14 protein-coding genes and 1 pseudogene are annotated in these 16,000 nt (G+C 61.6%); 9 read left to right on the top strand and 6 right to left on the bottom strand.

The window, feature by feature from the left end:
- Positions 1-212: 212 nt before the first annotated feature.
- Positions 213-2,047, bottom strand: a pseudogene (locus X757_RS01000000164525) (ATP-binding protein).
- A 152-nt stretch (positions 2,048-2,199) separates the two neighbouring features.
- Between X757_RS01000000164525 and X757_RS160040 the strand changes: the two are divergent.
- The 3 genes from X757_RS160040 to X757_RS160050 are packed head-to-tail and all read left to right on the top strand — an operon-like array spanning position 2,200 to position 3,618.
- The gene (locus X757_RS160040; RefSeq protein ID WP_023725330.1) at positions 2,200-2,766 is read left to right on the top strand and encodes an XRE family transcriptional regulator; all 567 of its coding nucleotides are present in this window, start codon (positions 2,200-2,202) and stop codon (positions 2,764-2,766) included.
- Positions 2,767-2,770: 4 nt separating this feature from the next.
- The gene (locus X757_RS160045; protein WP_023725329.1) at positions 2,771-3,079 is read left to right on the top strand and encodes a hypothetical protein; all 309 of its coding nucleotides are present in this window, start codon (positions 2,771-2,773) and stop codon (positions 3,077-3,079) included.
- Between the two features lie 17 nt (positions 3,080-3,096).
- Positions 3,097-3,618, top strand: coding sequence for a GNAT family N-acetyltransferase (locus tag X757_RS160050; RefSeq protein ID WP_023725328.1), 522 nt, complete (start codon positions 3,097-3,099; stop codon positions 3,616-3,618).
- Here the strand turns inward: X757_RS160050 and X757_RS160055 are convergent.
- Both X757_RS160055 and X757_RS160060 read right to left on the bottom strand, forming a co-directional pair.
- The gene (locus tag X757_RS160055; RefSeq protein WP_023725327.1) at positions 3,615-5,417 is read right to left on the bottom strand and encodes an NAD(P)/FAD-dependent oxidoreductase; all 1,803 of its coding nucleotides are present in this window, start codon (positions 5,415-5,417) and stop codon (positions 3,615-3,617) included. The genes X757_RS160050 and X757_RS160055 overlap by 4 nt on opposite strands.
- A 138-nt stretch (positions 5,418-5,555) precedes the next feature.
- Positions 5,556-6,446, bottom strand: coding sequence for a LysR family transcriptional regulator (locus X757_RS160060; RefSeq protein WP_023725326.1), 891 nt, complete (start codon positions 6,444-6,446; stop codon positions 5,556-5,558).
- Between the two features lie 121 nt (positions 6,447-6,567).
- Here X757_RS160060 and X757_RS160065 point away from each other — a divergent pair, with 121 nt between their 5' ends.
- The 3 genes from X757_RS160065 (at position 6,568) to X757_RS160075 (ending at position 9,109) form a co-directional block, all read left to right on the top strand.
- Positions 6,568-7,719: a gamma-butyrobetaine dioxygenase gene (locus X757_RS160065; RefSeq protein WP_023725325.1), complete on the top strand. Its 1,152-nt coding sequence runs from the start codon at positions 6,568-6,570 to the stop codon at positions 7,717-7,719.
- The gene (locus X757_RS160070) at positions 7,716-8,300 is read left to right on the top strand and encodes an HD domain-containing protein (RefSeq protein WP_023725324.1); all 585 of its coding nucleotides are present in this window, start codon (positions 7,716-7,718) and stop codon (positions 8,298-8,300) included. The genes X757_RS160065 and X757_RS160070 overlap by 4 nt, the downstream gene beginning before the upstream one ends.
- A gap of 392 nt (positions 8,301-8,692) precedes the next feature.
- Positions 8,693-9,109, top strand: coding sequence for a hypothetical protein (locus tag X757_RS160075; protein ID WP_023725322.1), 417 nt, complete (start codon positions 8,693-8,695; stop codon positions 9,107-9,109).
- A 49-nt stretch (positions 9,110-9,158) separates the two neighbouring features.
- Here X757_RS160075 and X757_RS160080 read toward each other — a convergent pair whose 3' ends face one another.
- The 3 genes from X757_RS160080 to X757_RS160090 all read right to left on the bottom strand — a co-directional run bounded on the left by X757_RS160080 (position 9,159) and on the right by X757_RS160090 (position 11,660).
- Positions 9,159-9,806: a response regulator transcription factor gene (locus X757_RS160080; protein WP_023668347.1), complete on the bottom strand. Its 648-nt coding sequence runs from the start codon at positions 9,804-9,806 to the stop codon at positions 9,159-9,161.
- Positions 9,803-11,194 carry a sensor histidine kinase gene (locus X757_RS160085; RefSeq protein ID WP_023690914.1) on the bottom strand — a complete coding sequence of 464 codons (1,392 nt, stop codon included), beginning with the start codon at positions 11,192-11,194 and terminating at the stop codon, positions 9,803-9,805. Before X757_RS160085 ends, X757_RS160080 begins: the two co-directional genes overlap by 4 nt.
- A gap of 163 nt (positions 11,195-11,357) precedes the next feature.
- Positions 11,358-11,660 (bottom strand): DUF1236 domain-containing protein, encoded by a 303-nt coding sequence (locus X757_RS160090; RefSeq protein WP_023731684.1) that lies wholly within the window; start codon positions 11,658-11,660, stop codon positions 11,358-11,360.
- A 590-nt stretch (positions 11,661-12,250) separates the two neighbouring features.
- Here X757_RS160090 and X757_RS160095 point away from each other — a divergent pair.
- From X757_RS160095 to ilvN, 3 genes are all read left to right on the top strand, one after another.
- The gene (locus tag X757_RS160095; RefSeq protein WP_023668350.1) at positions 12,251-13,213 is read left to right on the top strand and encodes a DUF1236 domain-containing protein; all 963 of its coding nucleotides are present in this window, start codon (positions 12,251-12,253) and stop codon (positions 13,211-13,213) included.
- Positions 13,214-13,544: 331 nt separating this feature from the next.
- Positions 13,545-15,341, top strand: a complete 1,797-nt coding sequence (locus tag X757_RS160100) for an acetolactate synthase 3 large subunit (protein ID WP_023668351.1) — start codon at positions 13,545-13,547, stop codon at positions 15,339-15,341.
- Between the two features lie 81 nt (positions 15,342-15,422).
- On the top strand, positions 15,423-15,995 hold the full coding sequence (gene ilvN / locus X757_RS160105; RefSeq protein WP_023668352.1) for an acetolactate synthase small subunit: 573 nt from the start codon (positions 15,423-15,425) through the stop codon (positions 15,993-15,995).
- The last annotated feature ends 5 nt before the right edge of the window (positions 15,996-16,000 follow it).

The following is a 16,000-nucleotide window of genomic DNA, read 5'->3' as shown; positions in this document are numbered from 1 at the left end:
GAATCCATGAGGCCGGTTGCCTGACGTGGCTTTCTCGACTTCCGGTGCTCACGGACTAAATGTCCGCTCCGGTCCGGCTTCTCGAAAGCCACGCCATTCAATCCGGCCTGATGAATTCCCTTTCGGGATTTGCCCAAGCGGGCCAACGAAGCCGAGCCCTGGCGCCCCGGCGGCTTCTCAATTGGCCGGCAAAAAAGTCGCTACGCTGAAGGTCAATCGTTCTGCGGGCGCATGCCGAAGGTTGTGGGCTTGAGGCCGTAGCGCAGGTCGAAATCGTCGTCGGGCTGGACGCGCTGGGCGGTCGCCGGCTTTCGGTAATCGGGATCGCCGGCCTGGCGGCCGGAATCCACTGCTTCGGCGAAGGCCATCTGCTGCTGCGGAGATCGGAAGAGCACACGTCTNGCTCGACGATGGCGGCGAGATCGACGTCGTTGCCGTCCTGCGAGAACTCGTCCTGCTCTCGCTTGGCGGTGCCGGGGATCAGGTTCTCCGCCAGTTTTTCGAACTTCAGCCGCATGGTCGTCGCCACGCCTTCACCGAAGGCGATGGCTTCGCGCTGGCCCATGGAGGACAGGAAGGCCAGCGTCGAGGCGGAGGAATCGGCGATCGCCGAGCGGATGATTGCCTGGTCCTGCTCGTTGGCCAGCCGCATGGCGAAGAAGGTCGAGCATTGCGACAGGATGGTCGGATCGAGTTCACCCGGGCGCTGGGTGACGACGCCGAGATAGCAGCCATATTTGCGGCCTTCCTTGGCGATGCGCGACAATGCATGCCTTGTCGGGGCGAAGCCGAGGCGCGGATCGGCCGGCATATAGCGGTGCGCTTCCTCGCACAGCAGCAAAAGCTTCAGCCGGCCCTCGCTCCACAGCGCAAGGTCGAAGGCCAGGCGCGCCAGCACCGAACAGACGGAGTTGACCACTTCGGACGGCATGCCGGCCATCTCGAAACAGGTCACCGGGCGGCCATGATGCGGCACACGGAAAATATTGCCGATCGTCTCGTGGATCGTGTCCTCGATCAGCCGCGAATTGAACATGAAGCGATAGCGCGGGTCGGACGCGGCGGACTCGATGCGCGTCTTCAGCGATTTCAGCGTCGGGCGGTCGTTCTTGCTTTCCAGGAGGCCCATGCGCTCGTCGATCTGCTTGATGAGATCGACCATTCGGTAGGGCACCGGCGTGTCGGCGGTCAGCGCATCGCTGCCGCGGCGCACGTAAGAGCCTGAATTGGGATTGCGATAGAGGTTCTTGGCGGCGGGGATCAGGTCGCGCAGGACATCGACTTCTTCCGGCACGACCTCTCGGCCGCGAAACAGCACTTCGGCGAATTCTTCGAGCCTGAACATCCAGAACGGCAGGTCAAGCGTCTTGGAATCGACCCGGACGCAGAACTCAGGCAGCGACGCCGCGAATTCATTGTGCGGATCGAGGATGAGGATTCGCAGATCGGGCCGGGCCGCGATCGATTTGCGCAGCAGCAGCGAGACGGCGGTGGATTTGCCGACGCCGGTTGTGCCGACAACGGCAAAATGGCGCGCCAGCGTGTCGTCGATAGCGATGTTGGCGTCGATCGACTCATCCTGCGACAGCGTGCCGATGGTGATCGAATGACGCCCGGCGAGATCGTAGACCGCCTGCAGGTCACGGGTACGGATGCGGTGCGCTATGGCGCCGATATGCGGATAGGTGGTGATGCCGCGGTCGAACACCGGTTTGGCGCCGGGCTCCGCGCCGTCGCGCACTTCGCCGATTAGTTCGACGCTGACCTCGATGGGATTTTGTCCCTCATTGCTCCAGGCGCGATCCGACTTGCCGATTTCGTAGACCAGACCAACGGTGCGCGATGTCCCGAGATTGATGGAGATCATCTTGCCGACGGTCCACAGGCCGGTGACCGCTCCTTCGATGTCGTCGGCATAGGCGCTGATGGTGGCGCGCGCACCGTCGCACTGCACGACGTTGCCGAGAATGCGCTTGTCGCTCTGCTCTGCGCGGCGGCGCTCCTGCGAGGTTGGTTCGCCGACGGAGGCTTCGCGCTCGACAAACATACGATCCGATCCCCATTCCCGTGGAGCCTCGATCCTACACAGACGGGGTTAAGGTGGCGTGATGCGGGATGGTGTAGCAGGGGTTAACCCGTCAGCGAAAATTCAACCGGCCGTCCTCTTCCCCCAATCCGAAGATTCGATATATTGGACGAATGACTGATAAAGCGAATGACATGTCGGCCACGATAGGCAGACGAATCCACGCCGAAAGAGCCTTGCGGGACTGGTCGTTGGCCGACCTGGCGAACCGCTCCGGCGTCTCCAAAGCCATGCTCAGCACTATCGAGCGCGGCATGACCAGCCCGACGGCCGCGCTGCTGGTGCGCATCGCCGCTGCTTTCGGCATGACGCTGTCGACGCTGATTGCACGCGCCGAGCAGCAAGGTGGCGGCCTGCTGCGCGAGAGTGAGCAGCCGGTTTGGCGCGACCCCGGTACGGGCTATGGCCGGCGGCATCTGTCGCCGGTCTCCGACATGCCGCTCGAATTGATCCGGGTGCAGTTGCCGGCGGGCGCCAGTGTGAGTTTCCCGGCGGCGTCCTATGCCTTCATCAAGCAGCAGATGTGGCTGATCTCCGGGCGACTTGAGTTCACCGAGGGCGATGTCGTGCACAGGCTCGAGCCCGGCGACTGCCTGGCGCTCGGCGCGCCGTCGGACTGCACGTTCCATGCCGTCGGGCAGCTGCCCGCCGACTATCTGGTCGCGCTGGTCAGGGGCTGAAATCGTGGCAAGACGTCCCAAGCGCTCCGACAATGGCGGACCGCCGCTCGATGATTACAAGGGCCCGCCATGGGGCAAGGGCGATCCCTACATCTTCCTGGCCTGGCAGGCAGCGCATGCCAAGGCGTGGAAGGCGCCAAGCCGTGAGGTGATGCTGATGCGCATGGAAAAGGCCGAGCGGCTTGGCCTGACCTATGAGGAATACACGCTCGAAATCCTCGAACGCGGGCTGCATCTGCAGCCGAAAGACACCGATCGCATCGCCGCGATCAAGGCGAGACGAAAACGGCGCCGCGTCGCGCGTCTGGATTAGCAAGGGAAGGTGCCGGCATGAGTTCCATCGAAATCAGGTCGCTGACTGCTGAAACGCGCGGCATGCTGGCCGACCTCCTGATCGAGACGGTCGCGGCCGGCGGCTCCGTCAGCTTCATGCATCCCTTATCCAGGCAAGCGGCGGAGACCTTCTGGAGCAACTCGTTGATGGCAGCAGAGAGAGGCGAAAGAGCGGTGCTGGGCGCTTGGTATGGCGACGCGTTGGTCGGCACCGTCACCTTGCTGCTCGACTTTCCGGGCAATCAGCAGCACCGGGCCGAGATCGCCAAGCTGATGACCCGCGTCGAACACCGCGGCAAAGGCATAGCGAGCCGGCTGATGCGGGCGGCCGAAACGCTCGCCGTCGAGAAAGGCCGCACGCTTCTGGTGCTGGACACCGCAACCGAGGAGGGCGCTTCCGGCCTTTACGAAAAACTCGGCTTCACGCTCACTGGCGAAATACCGGACTTTGCCTTGAAACCGCATGGCGGGCTGACCGGCACGCTCATCTACTGGAAGCGCATCGGCGGCGCTGCCTAACCCATGTGATGAACCTGTTGCAGCGCGTAGACCGGCGTCGCGATGCCTTCCATGCGCGCCTTCAGCTGCAGCGCCAGGAACTGCGAATAGTGGCGTGACTGGTGCAAATTGCCGCCATGAAACCACAGCGCCTCCTGCTGCGTCGGCTTCCACATGTTGCGCAGCTCGCCTTCCCAGGGGCCGGGGTCCTTCGTGGTGTTGGAGCCGAGGCCCCAGCATTTGCCGACCTTGTCGGCGACCTCCCGTGAGATCAAATCGGCCGCCCAGCCGTTCATCGAACCATAGCCGGTGGCGTAGACGATGAGATCGGCCGGCAGTTCCGATCCATCGCTGAGCAGGACCGAATGCTCCTTGATCTCCTTCACGTCGACACCGCTTTTCAGCTTGATCGACCCGTCGATGATCAGGTCGGATGCGCCGACATCGATGTAGTAGCCCGAGCCGCGCCGCAGATATTTCATGAACAGGCCGGAGCCGTCATCGCCCCAGTCAAGCATGAAGCCGGCCTTCTCCAGGCCCTTGTAGAATTTGTCGTCGCGCTTCTTCATCTCGGCATAAGCCGGGATCTGGAATTCGTGCAGGATCTTGTAGGGCAGGGAGGCAAAGACGAGGTCGGCCTTGGCTGTGGTCATACCGCTCGCGACCGCCTTTTCCGAATAGAGCGAGCCCAGGCCGATCTCCATCAGCGTGTCCGACTTGACGATGTGCGTGGTCGAGCGCTGCACCATGGTGACGTCGGCGCCGGCCTCCCAAAGGGCTGCTGCAATGTCGTGGGCGGAGTTGTTCGAGCCGAGGACGACAGCTTGTCTGCCGACATAGGCATCGGGTCCCGGATGCTTCGAGGAGTGATGCTGGTCGCCCTTGAATGTGTCCATGCCCTTGAAGTTCGGCATGTTGGCCTTGCCGGATTGCCCCGTGGCCAGCACCAATTGTTTCGGCTTCAGCGTGATGTCCTTGCCGTCGCGGCGCACCACCACCGTCCATTCCTTCTTGCTGTCGTCATAGTCAGCGCTCATGGCCTCGGTCGACGACCAGTAGTTCAGCTCCATTACCTTGGCGTACATTTCCAGCCAGTCGCCGATCTTGTCCTTGGGCGCGAAGACCGGCCAGTTCCTGGGAAAGTCGATATAGGGCAGATGGTCGTACCAGACCGGATCGTGCAGGCAGAGCGATTTGTAGCGCTTGCGCCAGCTGTCGCCGGCCCGTTCGTTCTTCTCGACGATGATGGTCGGCACGCCGAGCTGCCGCAGCCGCGCGCCGAGCGCGATGCCGCCCTGGCCGCCGCCAATGATGAGCGTATAGGGCTGCGTCTTGAAGCCGAGCTCGGCGGCCTCCTTCTCGCGCTCCTCCTTCCAGGTCGGGCGGTTCTTGCCATGGCCGTGCTTGGCGCCGAGCGGGCGGTCGAAGCCGGCCGGCTCCTCATGGCCCTTGAGCTCGACCATGGTGGTGAGCAGCGTCCAGATCTTGCCGTCCTTCAGCCGGATGTGGCCGAAGCCGCGCGCGACAGACGTTTCGAAACTGATCCAGCCGTCGAGCAGGCCATCGTTTTCAGTGGCGTCCTCGCCCTTGGCGATCGCCCAGTTCGATGGGTTGGTTTTGGCCAGCTGGCTCACCAGCATGTCGCGCACCTGGTCACGGCCTTCCATGGTCTTGATGTTCCAGGTGAAGCTGACGAGATCGCGCCAAAAACAATCCTCCTGAAAGCAGGCGACCGCCTTGTCGATGTCGCCGGCGGCGAGTGCCGCGCCGAAGCGATCGAGCAGGTCGGAAAGCTTCTTGTTGGGGGCCTTGTCGAGCATTGAATTTCCTCCGCGATTTTTCTGGCCGCCTTGTAGCGAGCGGAACCCTGCCGAAGCTTGACGTCCGGCCTGGCGCAGTATCGCGACAAATTATGCGCCGCGTCACGTCGTCCAATAGTTTGCCGCGTATTCAGGGGCTTATCGGGAAACCGGGACGCCGAAGACCGTCGCGAACCAGCGGCGGACCGCTTCTTCGGCAGGGCTCAGATGCGCGCCCGAGGGTGCGGTTAGATAGTGGCCGGCACCGCTCGACAGAGCGAAGCCGGAAAGGGTGACAAGCGATCCGTCGCGCAGTGCCGCGTCGGCCAACGGTCGCGATCCCAGCACCATGCCGGCGCCGTGCTTCGCCGCCTCCAACGCGGTAACGAAACTGTCGAATTTGTGCGTCGGCCCCAGCGCCGGCTTCATCCGGGCGACGGCGAACCACTCGCCCCACATTTCCCGCGCGCCGACCACTGTAAGTCTCGGCAATCCTGTCCAATCCTTGGCCTTGGCGACATTTGGCGACGCCATCGGCGTCAAGGTTTCGCGGGTGAGGCGGTCGGCCTGCCGTCCGGCAAAGGAGCCGGAGCCAATGCCGAATCGGATGTCGAGACCCACAAAGCGCTCGCCATAATCGGCCGGTGTGTGGATGGTCTCGATCTGCAACTGGACGAAGGGCAGGTCCTTGGCCATTTGCGGCAGCTTCGGCGCGATCATCAGCACGGCAAACGAGATCGGCGAGCGTATCGTCACGCTCTGGACGGTCTTGGGTTCAAACAACTCGCGCGTGCTGTTGGCGATCACCGCGAAGGCCGATTGCAGATGCGGCAGGTAGGCGGCACCCTCCGGCGTCAGTTCGACGCCGCGCGCCAAGCGGATGAACAGCGGCTGCTTCAACCGCTCTTCGAGAGAACGGATGTGCTGGCTGACCGCAGCCTGGGTAAGGCCAAGCTCGGCCGCGGCGGCGGTGAAATTCGACAGCCGAGCGGCGGCCTCGAAACTGCGCAGCCAGTCGAGCGGGGGCAAGGGCAGGGTTGTTTGAGGCATAAACCGTTTATGGCCTTTGGCCGCAAAATGATAATTTGAGTTATGCCTTCAACATCATCACGATGCAACCGGAAACCCTGCGGAGTTGGCTGCGGGGCGCAGCGGACAGGAACGGATCCCCATGCTTACCCAGGCGCTGATCGGCGACGAAGGAAGAACGATCGACCTCGGTTGGAAGGACGGCGCGCGCACTCGCTTTCACGCCATGTGGTTGCGCGACAATGCGCTCGACGACAAGACGCGCAGCGCCGGCAACGGCCAGCGGCTGATCACCATTCTCGACATTCCGGCGCAAACGCGGATCGGCGCAGCCGCGATCAAGGGCGATGCGCTTGAAGTCAGTTTCGAACCGGAGGGAAAGACGGTGCGCTTTCCTGCGGCATGGCTGAGCGCCAATGCCTATGACCGCGATGCCGCCCGACAGCCCGGCTGGACAGGCGAGGGCACCGTGCGATGGACCAGGGCCTCTATGCAGAATTTGGTGCCGCGCGCCGGCTATGTCGCGGCCAGCCGCGACCGCGCCGTCTTGCGGCAATGGCTGTCGGCGGTGAAGACCTACGGCTTCGCGGTGATGGACGATCTGCCGGCCGAATCCGGGGCGCTGTGCAAAGTGTCCGATCTGTTCGGCTATATCAGGGAGACCAATTACGGCCGCTGGTTCGAGGTGCGCGCCGAGGTCAATCCAACCAATCTGGCCTACACCAATCTTGGCCTGCAGGCGCACACCGACAACCCCTATCGTGATCCGGTGCCGACCTTGCAGATCCTGTCCTGCATCGAAAACACGGTGGAGGGCGGCGAATCCAGCGTCGTCGATGGTTTTGCCGTGGCGGCCGCGCTGCAGGCCGAAAACCCCGAAGGCTTCCGGCTGTTAAGTTCATACCCGGCGCGTTTCGAATATGCCGGTTCGTCGGGCGTGCGGCTGCAGGCCAAGCGGCCGATGATCGAGCTGGGGCCTGATGGCGAACTCATCGCCATCCGCTTCAACAACCGCTCGCTGGCGCCGACGGTCGATGTGCCGTTCGCGGAGATGGAGGCCTACTACGCCGCCTATCGCCGGTTTGCCGAACTGATCGAGGATCCGTCCTTCGAAGTGACCTTCAAGCTCGAGGCAGGCCAGGCCTTCATCGTCGATAACACCCGCGTCATGCATGCCCGCAAGCAATTCTCCGGCGCCGGCAAGCGCTGGCTGCAGGGCTGCTACGCCGACAAGGATGGCCTTTTGTCGACGCTGTCGGCGATCGAACACGAGTTCAAGGAAGCCGCGGAATGAGCAGCCAGGATTTGAACGCGGACACCATCGTCGAATTCATCGCCGATATTTTCGAACGCCGAGGGGCGGAATCCTATCTCGGCGAACCCGTCACCATGTCGGAGCACATGTTGCAGGGCGCCTGGTTCGCCGAAAAGGACGGCGCGCCCGATGTGCTGGTGGCGGCAGCACTGCTGCACGATATCGGCCACTACACCAGCGAGTTCGGCACCTATTCGCCCGACGATGTCGAGGACAAGCATCATGACGAAGCCGGCGGCGAGGTGCTGGCGCCGTTCTTTCCACCCGTGATCGTCGAATGCGTCAGGCTGCACGTCGCGGCCAAGCGCTACCTCTGCGCTACCGACCCAACCTATTTCGGCAGGCTGTCGCAGGCCTCGGTCCACACGCTGTCGCTGCAAGGCGGGCCGATGAACGCCGAAGAGGTGGCCGAGTTCCGCAAGAACCCGTTCCACGAGGAAGCGGTTCGGGTCCGCATCTGGGACGAGGCCGGCAAGATCGCCAACATGAAGACCCGGGCATTTCGCGACTACATGCCGCTGCTGCAACGGGTTGTCCGCGACTTCGCCAATCGCGCCTGATCATAATCCGGAGAAGGACCGGCATGTGCTACCGCTTCGACGGCGAGCATGCGCTAACCGTATGCCGGAGACCTGCCGCAAGCGTCTGCGTGCCGCAGGCGCTCGCGCCTCGCTGCCGATCCCTACCGGTGACGAGCCTTGTCACCGCGGATTTTATTGCGACATCCGTCGGCGCGGCCAAGATCAGGAGGTCAGACTTCGGTGTATATTTGACTCAGACGAAGGTCTGAGAATCGAGCTGAAAGCACGAAAGGAGAGTTTCCTCAGCGTTTGTAAGCCGCAATTTTGGGCTGTTCATTCTTGAATACCGTGACACATCATGATGTGATGGTGGCATGAATGGAGAAAGGCAGCCCCTGTTTTCATCCGTGCGTCGCTGGGCGTACTTTAGCTTGCGCGTATTCGCGGCGGTTGCGGTGACGATGCCGGTGCTTGGTCTGCGGTTGAGCCATGTCGACGGCTACAAGATCGAATTCGCCGCTGCCAGCGCCAAGAGCGGAAACAATGGCAATGGTAACGGTGGTGGTAATGGTAATGGCTCAGGCGGCAACGCCGGGAATGGCAACGCCAACGGAAAGGGAAAAAATGGTGCCGGCGACAACGCCCCCGGTAGCCAAGCTCCGAGTAGCCAAGTCAATGCCGCTGGCGACACGGTGACGGTACAGGGCGCCAAAATCCAGGTCGTGCATCGCGATGGATTCAGCGAAAGCATCGAGGCCGGCCGCTTCACTATGAAGGATCCGCTTGGAAGGACAATTGTCGAACGCGCCGTAAGGGCCTCCGACATTGCTCGTCTGAAAGGGCTGTGACTGCTGGTTCGCCAACCAGCATCCGACCTTCAGACAAGCCCCGATCTCCCTATACAAGACCCGTTTTGGGCGCGTGCATAAGAATGGCTGCTTCGGTGCGGTTTCGCACCTTTAGCTTTTGAAATATCCGAGTCATGTGGTGTTTTACCGTTTTCTCCTGCAGGTTGAGACGTTTGGCGACTTCTTTATTGCTCAGTCCTTCGCCTACCAAGGAGATTATCCCAAGCTCGCGTCCCGAGAGATTGGCAACGAGATCGGTGGTGCGCTTTTCCGGCCGTATCAGTTCATTCAAAAGCTGCGCTGACAGGGTCGGCGAAACATATTTTTTTCCTGCGGCTATATAAGTCAGCACCTCGGCCAGCGATGCCGCCCCAATCCCTTTCAGCACATATCCGCGTACGCCCAGCCTGAGCGCCGTCGCCAAATCGGCGTTCGCCTCCGAGACGGTGAGCATGACGATCTTGCAGTCAGGCTGAGTTGCAAGAATATTTTCCGCTGCCGCTAGGCCCCCTCCCGGCAAACTGATGTCTAGCAGCAATATGTCGGGATTTGCCAAGGCCGCAAGCTGTTCGGCATCCGTCGCGGTTTCGCCCGCACCAACGACTTCGAAGCCGCCGATTTCGGCGAGGCTGCGAGCCACACCCTCGCGAAACAGCGGATGATCATCAACAATGGCAATCCTTATGGGAGCGGTCATTTCTGGTCCTCGATGTTGAGCGTTATGGTCAGCCGGGTCCCCCTGGGGCTCGAAAAGGTCTCGAAGTGACCTCCGATACTTTCGATACGTTCCCTCATACCGGCGAGTCCAAGTCCTTCACACGATCCCGACTGGAATCCAGGGCCGTGATCAAGCACTTGAATGAGGAGCTTGCCCTGCGTCACTCTCGCCTTGACAGCCTGCCCCTTGCCCAGACCGTGTCGCCAGGCATTGTTCAGCCCCTCCTGCGCGAAGCGAAAGATGCTTATTTTCTCGGACGTCCCCAGGTCGGGCAGGCGAGATGGCAGTGAAAGCGATACGGAGGAGGCCGTCCGGCGTTCATGTTCGGCAACCGCAAGCCGCAATATCTCCGCGACTGTCGAAGCTTCGATCTGTGGCAGCACGAGGCCGGTGCAGATGGCGCGGATCTCCCGCATCGCCTCGTCCAACGTATGATGGATATCGGCGATCTCGGTCTTCCGGTGGCTTGGGGATGCGGCGGGATCGAGCAGCAGAGGGCTGTCCATGCGCAGCGCAGCCAGTGCGACCAGCTGAGCTGGACCGTCATGCAAATCAGACCCGATGCGACGCAAGTAACGCTCGTTGATTGCCGTTGCGCGGCGCGACGCCTGCTGGACGCGCTCCCGCAAAGCGGAATTCTGCTCCAAAAGCAACTGAAGTTCGGCCACTTGTGTCTCAAGCGCTGAACGCTGCGTTTCGATAGTGCTGCTGCCGCGAAGCACGATTCCCGAGAGCATCGCCAAGGCGACCGCGGTCGCGCCAGCCACGAGCAGCCAGCTCGACCATAGTGCCGAGTTTAAAGTGCCCTGAAGATCGTCGGCTATCTCGTAGAACTCGGAAACGGCCACAACATCGCCCGACCACGGCTCTCGAACCGGATTGTAGATCTCGAGCAGCGAGGCGGTGGGGCTCTTCCGTTCCTTCCTTTCATTTTCGTCCAGATCATTGAATTGCGCCACCACGTTTCCACCGAACGCATGCAGCAAGTTCGCATTTGGCTCGAAGGTCTGGCCGATAAGAGCCGCGTCTTTGGCGTACAGCACCTTGCCATCACGCCGCCAAAGCACGAACGACGCCAGTTTTTTGCCGAGAGCACCCTGGTCCAGGGTTTCATCGAGCGCCCGTTTAACGGTGTCGCTGAGCTGCTGGCTTTTGCGCATATCCGGCAGGATTGGCGCGATGACACTGTCGACGTAAAGCGCGGTCGTGCTTGCAGAGTTGCGGATCACTCCATCTCGTATTTGCGAGGTGACCCATAGGCCGACGACCAGCATCAGCGACAGCAGCCCAATGCTTCCGACTATGATGAACTGCCAAGCCAACGATAGCCTGTTCCAGTTTTGATAGAGACTATCAATGTAGCGCACGTCTCAACCGACCCCGCGACTTTGGCCGCGCCAAAATGCCTAAGCCATCCTACATCTAGAACGGTCGATGGTGCGAGCAAGCGCTAGGTTGAATTGCCGGGGAAACCGCAATTTCAGGGCATGATCCCACCGCCACCCGCGGGGAACGGCGGTGGGATCAGCGTTACTGTATGATCTTGACGATCTTCCGCGTGCCGGGGTCGACCAGCACGGTTCGCCCGTCGACCACAACGTAGCGATACTTGACGCTCGGCACTTCATGCAGTTCCACCGTGTCGGGAATGGCGGTCCCCACGTTCAATTCGACACCTGGAATCTTCACCGACGCAAGGGGCTGCTTTTTCACGTATTCGCGCACAACCGTTTCCTGCTCCGGCGCGATGATGACGTCTTGAGCGGCAACTACGCCCGCGCTCGCGAGCAGCAAGAATCCGGCAATTGCGGTCGACTGGTACATGGTCGTCATGATTCTCTCCTTCATCAACGCTCATGCATCTTGCGCGAGCTCGATTCCGATACGGTGGTTGTTGGTGAGGTTGATGCACACCGCAAGCCGAACGGGCTTTTCGCGGCTGCGTTCCCGCGTGGGGCTTCGGTCCGGGCGTCATCGGGCCAATGGACTATAGGGAGAGGGACCAAAGTCTGGTGCCAGGCTGTAGAGGTCCTAGAGCCTCCTCAGGGCGGAACACAGGGTTCTCGGCATCGTTGAGATCAGCACTTGTGGGAGGCGTTANGGAGGCGTTAATGGACAACAGCGTCCATCAGGCACGATGGTTGCTCTTGCCTGTTTTCGGGGTAGCCATCCTGGTCATGACGACGGGAGTACTTCTAAGCTTGTGAGGCTGGTGTCATCGCTATGGGATCACAAGCTCAGAAAAAAGCAAAAATCTTGCGTTGCATTAATTTTTTGATGCAATTTGTAGCTGATTGTTGGCAAAACTACTGCCTACATTTATTGGTCTTCTTAGAAGCCCGATTTTATTCGCAAAATGCGGAACAAAGTATTTTTGACAGAGTTGGCTAGGCTGAGGGACCGACTCTTTAAGGAGAAAGCAGATGAAACATGTGTTGATCACGAGCATGATTGCGCTTGGCGTCGGGTGCGGCGCCGCGATCGCCCAGACCCAGGCTGTGCAGCCGAGCGGCGGCGACAACTGCGCCGCTGGCGCGGCCGATTGCCAGAAGGGCGGCAAGGCCGGCGAACAGGCGCAAGGCAAGATGAAGTCACAGACCGATCAGAATGCACAGGGCCAGGCTGGCGCCACGACCGATCAGCAGGCTCAGGGCAAAGCCAAGCTCAAGACGGATGAACAGGCACAGGGCAAGGCCGGGACCAGTACCGAGCAGAATGCTCAGGGTCAGGCCGGCGCCACGACCGATCAGCAGGCTCAGGGCAAGGCCAAGCTCAAGACGGATGAACAGGCCCAGGGCAAGGCCGGGACCAGCACCGAGCAGAATGCTCAGGGCCAGACCGGCACCAGCACCGAGAAGCAGGCTCAGGGCAAGGCCAAGCTCAAGACGGATGAACAGGCCCAAGGCAAGGCCGGGACCAGCACCGAGCAGAACGCTCAGGGCCAGACCGGCACCAGCACCGAGAAGCAGGCTCAGGGCAAAGCCGGGACCAGCACCGAGCAGAACGCTCAGGGCCAGACCGGCACCAGCACGGACCAGCAGGCCCAGGGCAAGGCCGGGACCACCACCGAGCAGAACGCTCAGGGCAACACAAACGTCCAGACCGACCAGGGCAATACGGCCTCGATCAACAACGTGACAGTCGAGCAGAAGACGCAGGTCACGCAGATCATCCACGAGACCAGGGTTGAGCCGGTGAAGAACGTCGACTTCGACATTTCGGTCGGCATCGAGGTGCCGCGGCACAAAGTGCGCCTGCACCGTCTGCCGGCGCGCATTGTCAAGATCGTCCCGGCTTACGAATCCTATGAGTACTTCGTGCTGGCCGACGGGCGCATCGTCATCGTCGACCCGGATACGTACAAGATCGTGCTGATCCTGACGTGACACGGCAGTGGCCCTTGTTCCCGGCGCGGTGCGATTGAGGGGTATCGTATGCGCCGCGGTGGCCCGCCGACCAGAGGCGGCGGGCCACTTGCTTTGTCTTTCGCATCGCGCGTTTTTCCCGTTGACACCTTGCCTTTCACCCTCGTAGTGTCCGCCACGATGAAAAAGGCACTCATTCTCGTAGGAAAGCGCGTGGGCAAGGCGGTGTAACCGCCGGGCGAAAACCTCCCATGCGCAACACACAGGCTCCCATCGGGGGCCTTTTTTATTGCCCGAAACACGACTAAACGACCAGCAATCGCCTCATGGCTAGAAGTACGGGACCAGACCGATGAGCAACGGACAGAACGAACGGCGCGAAATGCCAAACAGGGAAATGACTGGCGCCGAAATGGTGGTGCAGGCGCTGAAGGACAATGGCGTCAAGCATGTCTTCGGCTATCCCGGCGGCGCGGTGCTTCCGATCTATGACGAAATCTTCCAGCAGGACGAGGTCGAGCACATCCTCGTCCGCCACGAGCAAGGCGCAGGGCATGCGGCCGAAGGCTATGCCCGCTCGACCGGCAAGGCCGGCGTCATGCTGGTGACCTCCGGCCCGGGCGCCACCAATGCGGTGACGCCGCTGCAGGATGCGCTGATGGATTCGATCCCGCTGGTCTGCCTGACCGGGCAGGTGCCGACTTCGCTGATCGGCTCCGACGCGTTCCAGGAGTGCGACACGGTCGGCATCACGCGCCCCTGCACCAAGCACAACTGGCTGGTGAAGGACGTCAACGAATTGGCCGCCACCATCCATGAGGCCTTCCATGTCGCGACGACCGGCCGCCCCGGCCCGGTGGTGGTCGACATTCCGAAGGATGTGCAGTTCGCCAAAGGCATCTATGTGCCGCCGCAGGCGGCGCCGCGCACCAGCTACCAGCCGAAGGTCCAGGGCGACCTGGAAAAGATCAAGGCCGCCGTCGAACTGATGGCCAGCGCCAAGAAGCCGATCATCTATTCGGGCGGCGGCGTCATCAACTCCGGTCCGGAGGCCAGCCATCTTCTGCGCGAACTGGTCGACCTCACCGGCTTCCCGATCACCTCGACGCTGATGGGCCTCGGCGCGTATCCGGCATCGGGCAAGAACTGGATGGGCATGCTGGGCATGCACGGCACTTATGAAGCCAATATGGCGATGCATGATTGCGACGTGATGATCTGCATCGGCGCGCGCTTCGACGACCGCATCACCGGACGGCTGACCGCCTTCTCGCCCAACTCGAAGAAGATCCACATCGACATCGATCCATCGTCGATCAACAAGAACGTGCACACGGAAGTGCCCATCATCGGCGATGTCGGCCGGGTGCTGGAGGACATGGTGCGGCTGTGGCGGGCGAGCGCCAAGGCCGACAAGAAGGCGCTCCATCCCTGGTGGGAGCAGATCGCCAAATGGCGCGCGCGTGACTCGCTCGCGTTCAAGATGAACCACGATGTGATCATGCCGCAATATGCCATCCAGCGGCTCTACGAACTGACCAAGGACATGGACACCTACATCACCACCGAGGTCGGCCAGCACCAGATGTGGGCGGCGCAGCACTATCATTTCGAGAAGCCGAACCGCTGGATGACGTCGGGCGGGTTGGGCACGATGGGCTACGGTCTGCCGGCTGCGCTCGGCGTGCAGATCGCGCACCCGGATGCGCTGGTCATCGACATCGCAGGCGATGCCTCGGTGCAGATGACGATGCAGGAGATGAGCGCGGCGGTGCAGCACAATGCGCCGATCAAGATCTTCATCCTCAACAACCAGTATATGGGCATGGTGCGCCAGTGGCAGCAGCTGCTGCACGGCAACCGTCTGTCGCATTCCTACACCGAAGCGATGCCCGACTTCGTCAAGCTGGCCGACGCATATGGCGGCCATGGCATTCGCTGCGAGAAGCCGGACGAGCTGGACGATGCGATCAAGGAGATGATCGCGGTGAAGAAGCCGGTGCTGTTCGATTGCCGGGTGGCGACGCTCGCCAACTGCTTCCCGATGATCCCGTCGGGCAAGGCGCATAATGAAATGCTCCTGCCCGACGAGGCGACCGACGAAGCCGTGGCCAACGCCATCGACGCCAAGGGCAGGGAACTGGTCTAGGTCCAAGCCGGGGCAGGGCTGTCGCGAGAAGCCGTGCGCAAACAGAGAATTAGCTCAAAGTCTGAAATCGAGATTCATGTCATGAACGCACAGCTTCAACCGACCGGCTCCGCCTATTTCATCGCCAAGGAAACGGAAAAGCCGGAGAACCACACGCTCTCCGTGCTGGTCGACAATGAGCCCGGTGTGCTTGCCCGGGTCATCGGCCTCTTTTCCGGCCGCGGTTATAACATCGAGAGCCTCACCGTCTCCGAGACCGAACACGAGAAGCACCTGTCGCGCATCACCATCGTGACGCGCGGCACGCCGCATGTGCTGGAGCAGATCAAGCACCAGCTCGAACGCATCGTACCGGTGCATCGCGTCGTCGATCTCACCGTGCGCTCGCACGAGTTCGGCCAGGAGCGGCCGCTGGAACGCGAGTTGGCGCTGGTCAAGGTCGCCGGCACCGGCGAAGCCCGCGTCGAGGCGCTGCGTCTGGCGGACGCTTTTCGCGCTTCGGTCATCGACGCCAACACCGAGCACTTCATCTTCGAGATTACCGGCAAGGGTTCGAAGCTCGACCAGTTCATCGCCATCATGAAGCCGCTCGGCCTGGTCGAGATCTGCCGCACCGGCGTGGCGGCGATGAACCGCGGCCCGCAAGGGATGTAGTCTCA

The sequence above is a fragment of the Mesorhizobium sp. LSHC412B00 genome (assembly GCF_000503035.1).
In the GTDB taxonomy this organism is placed as follows: domain Bacteria; phylum Pseudomonadota; class Alphaproteobacteria; order Rhizobiales; family Rhizobiaceae; genus Mesorhizobium.
The sequence above is the reverse complement of the archived record's forward strand: the minus strand, read 5'-3'. Positions and strand labels throughout refer to the sequence as shown.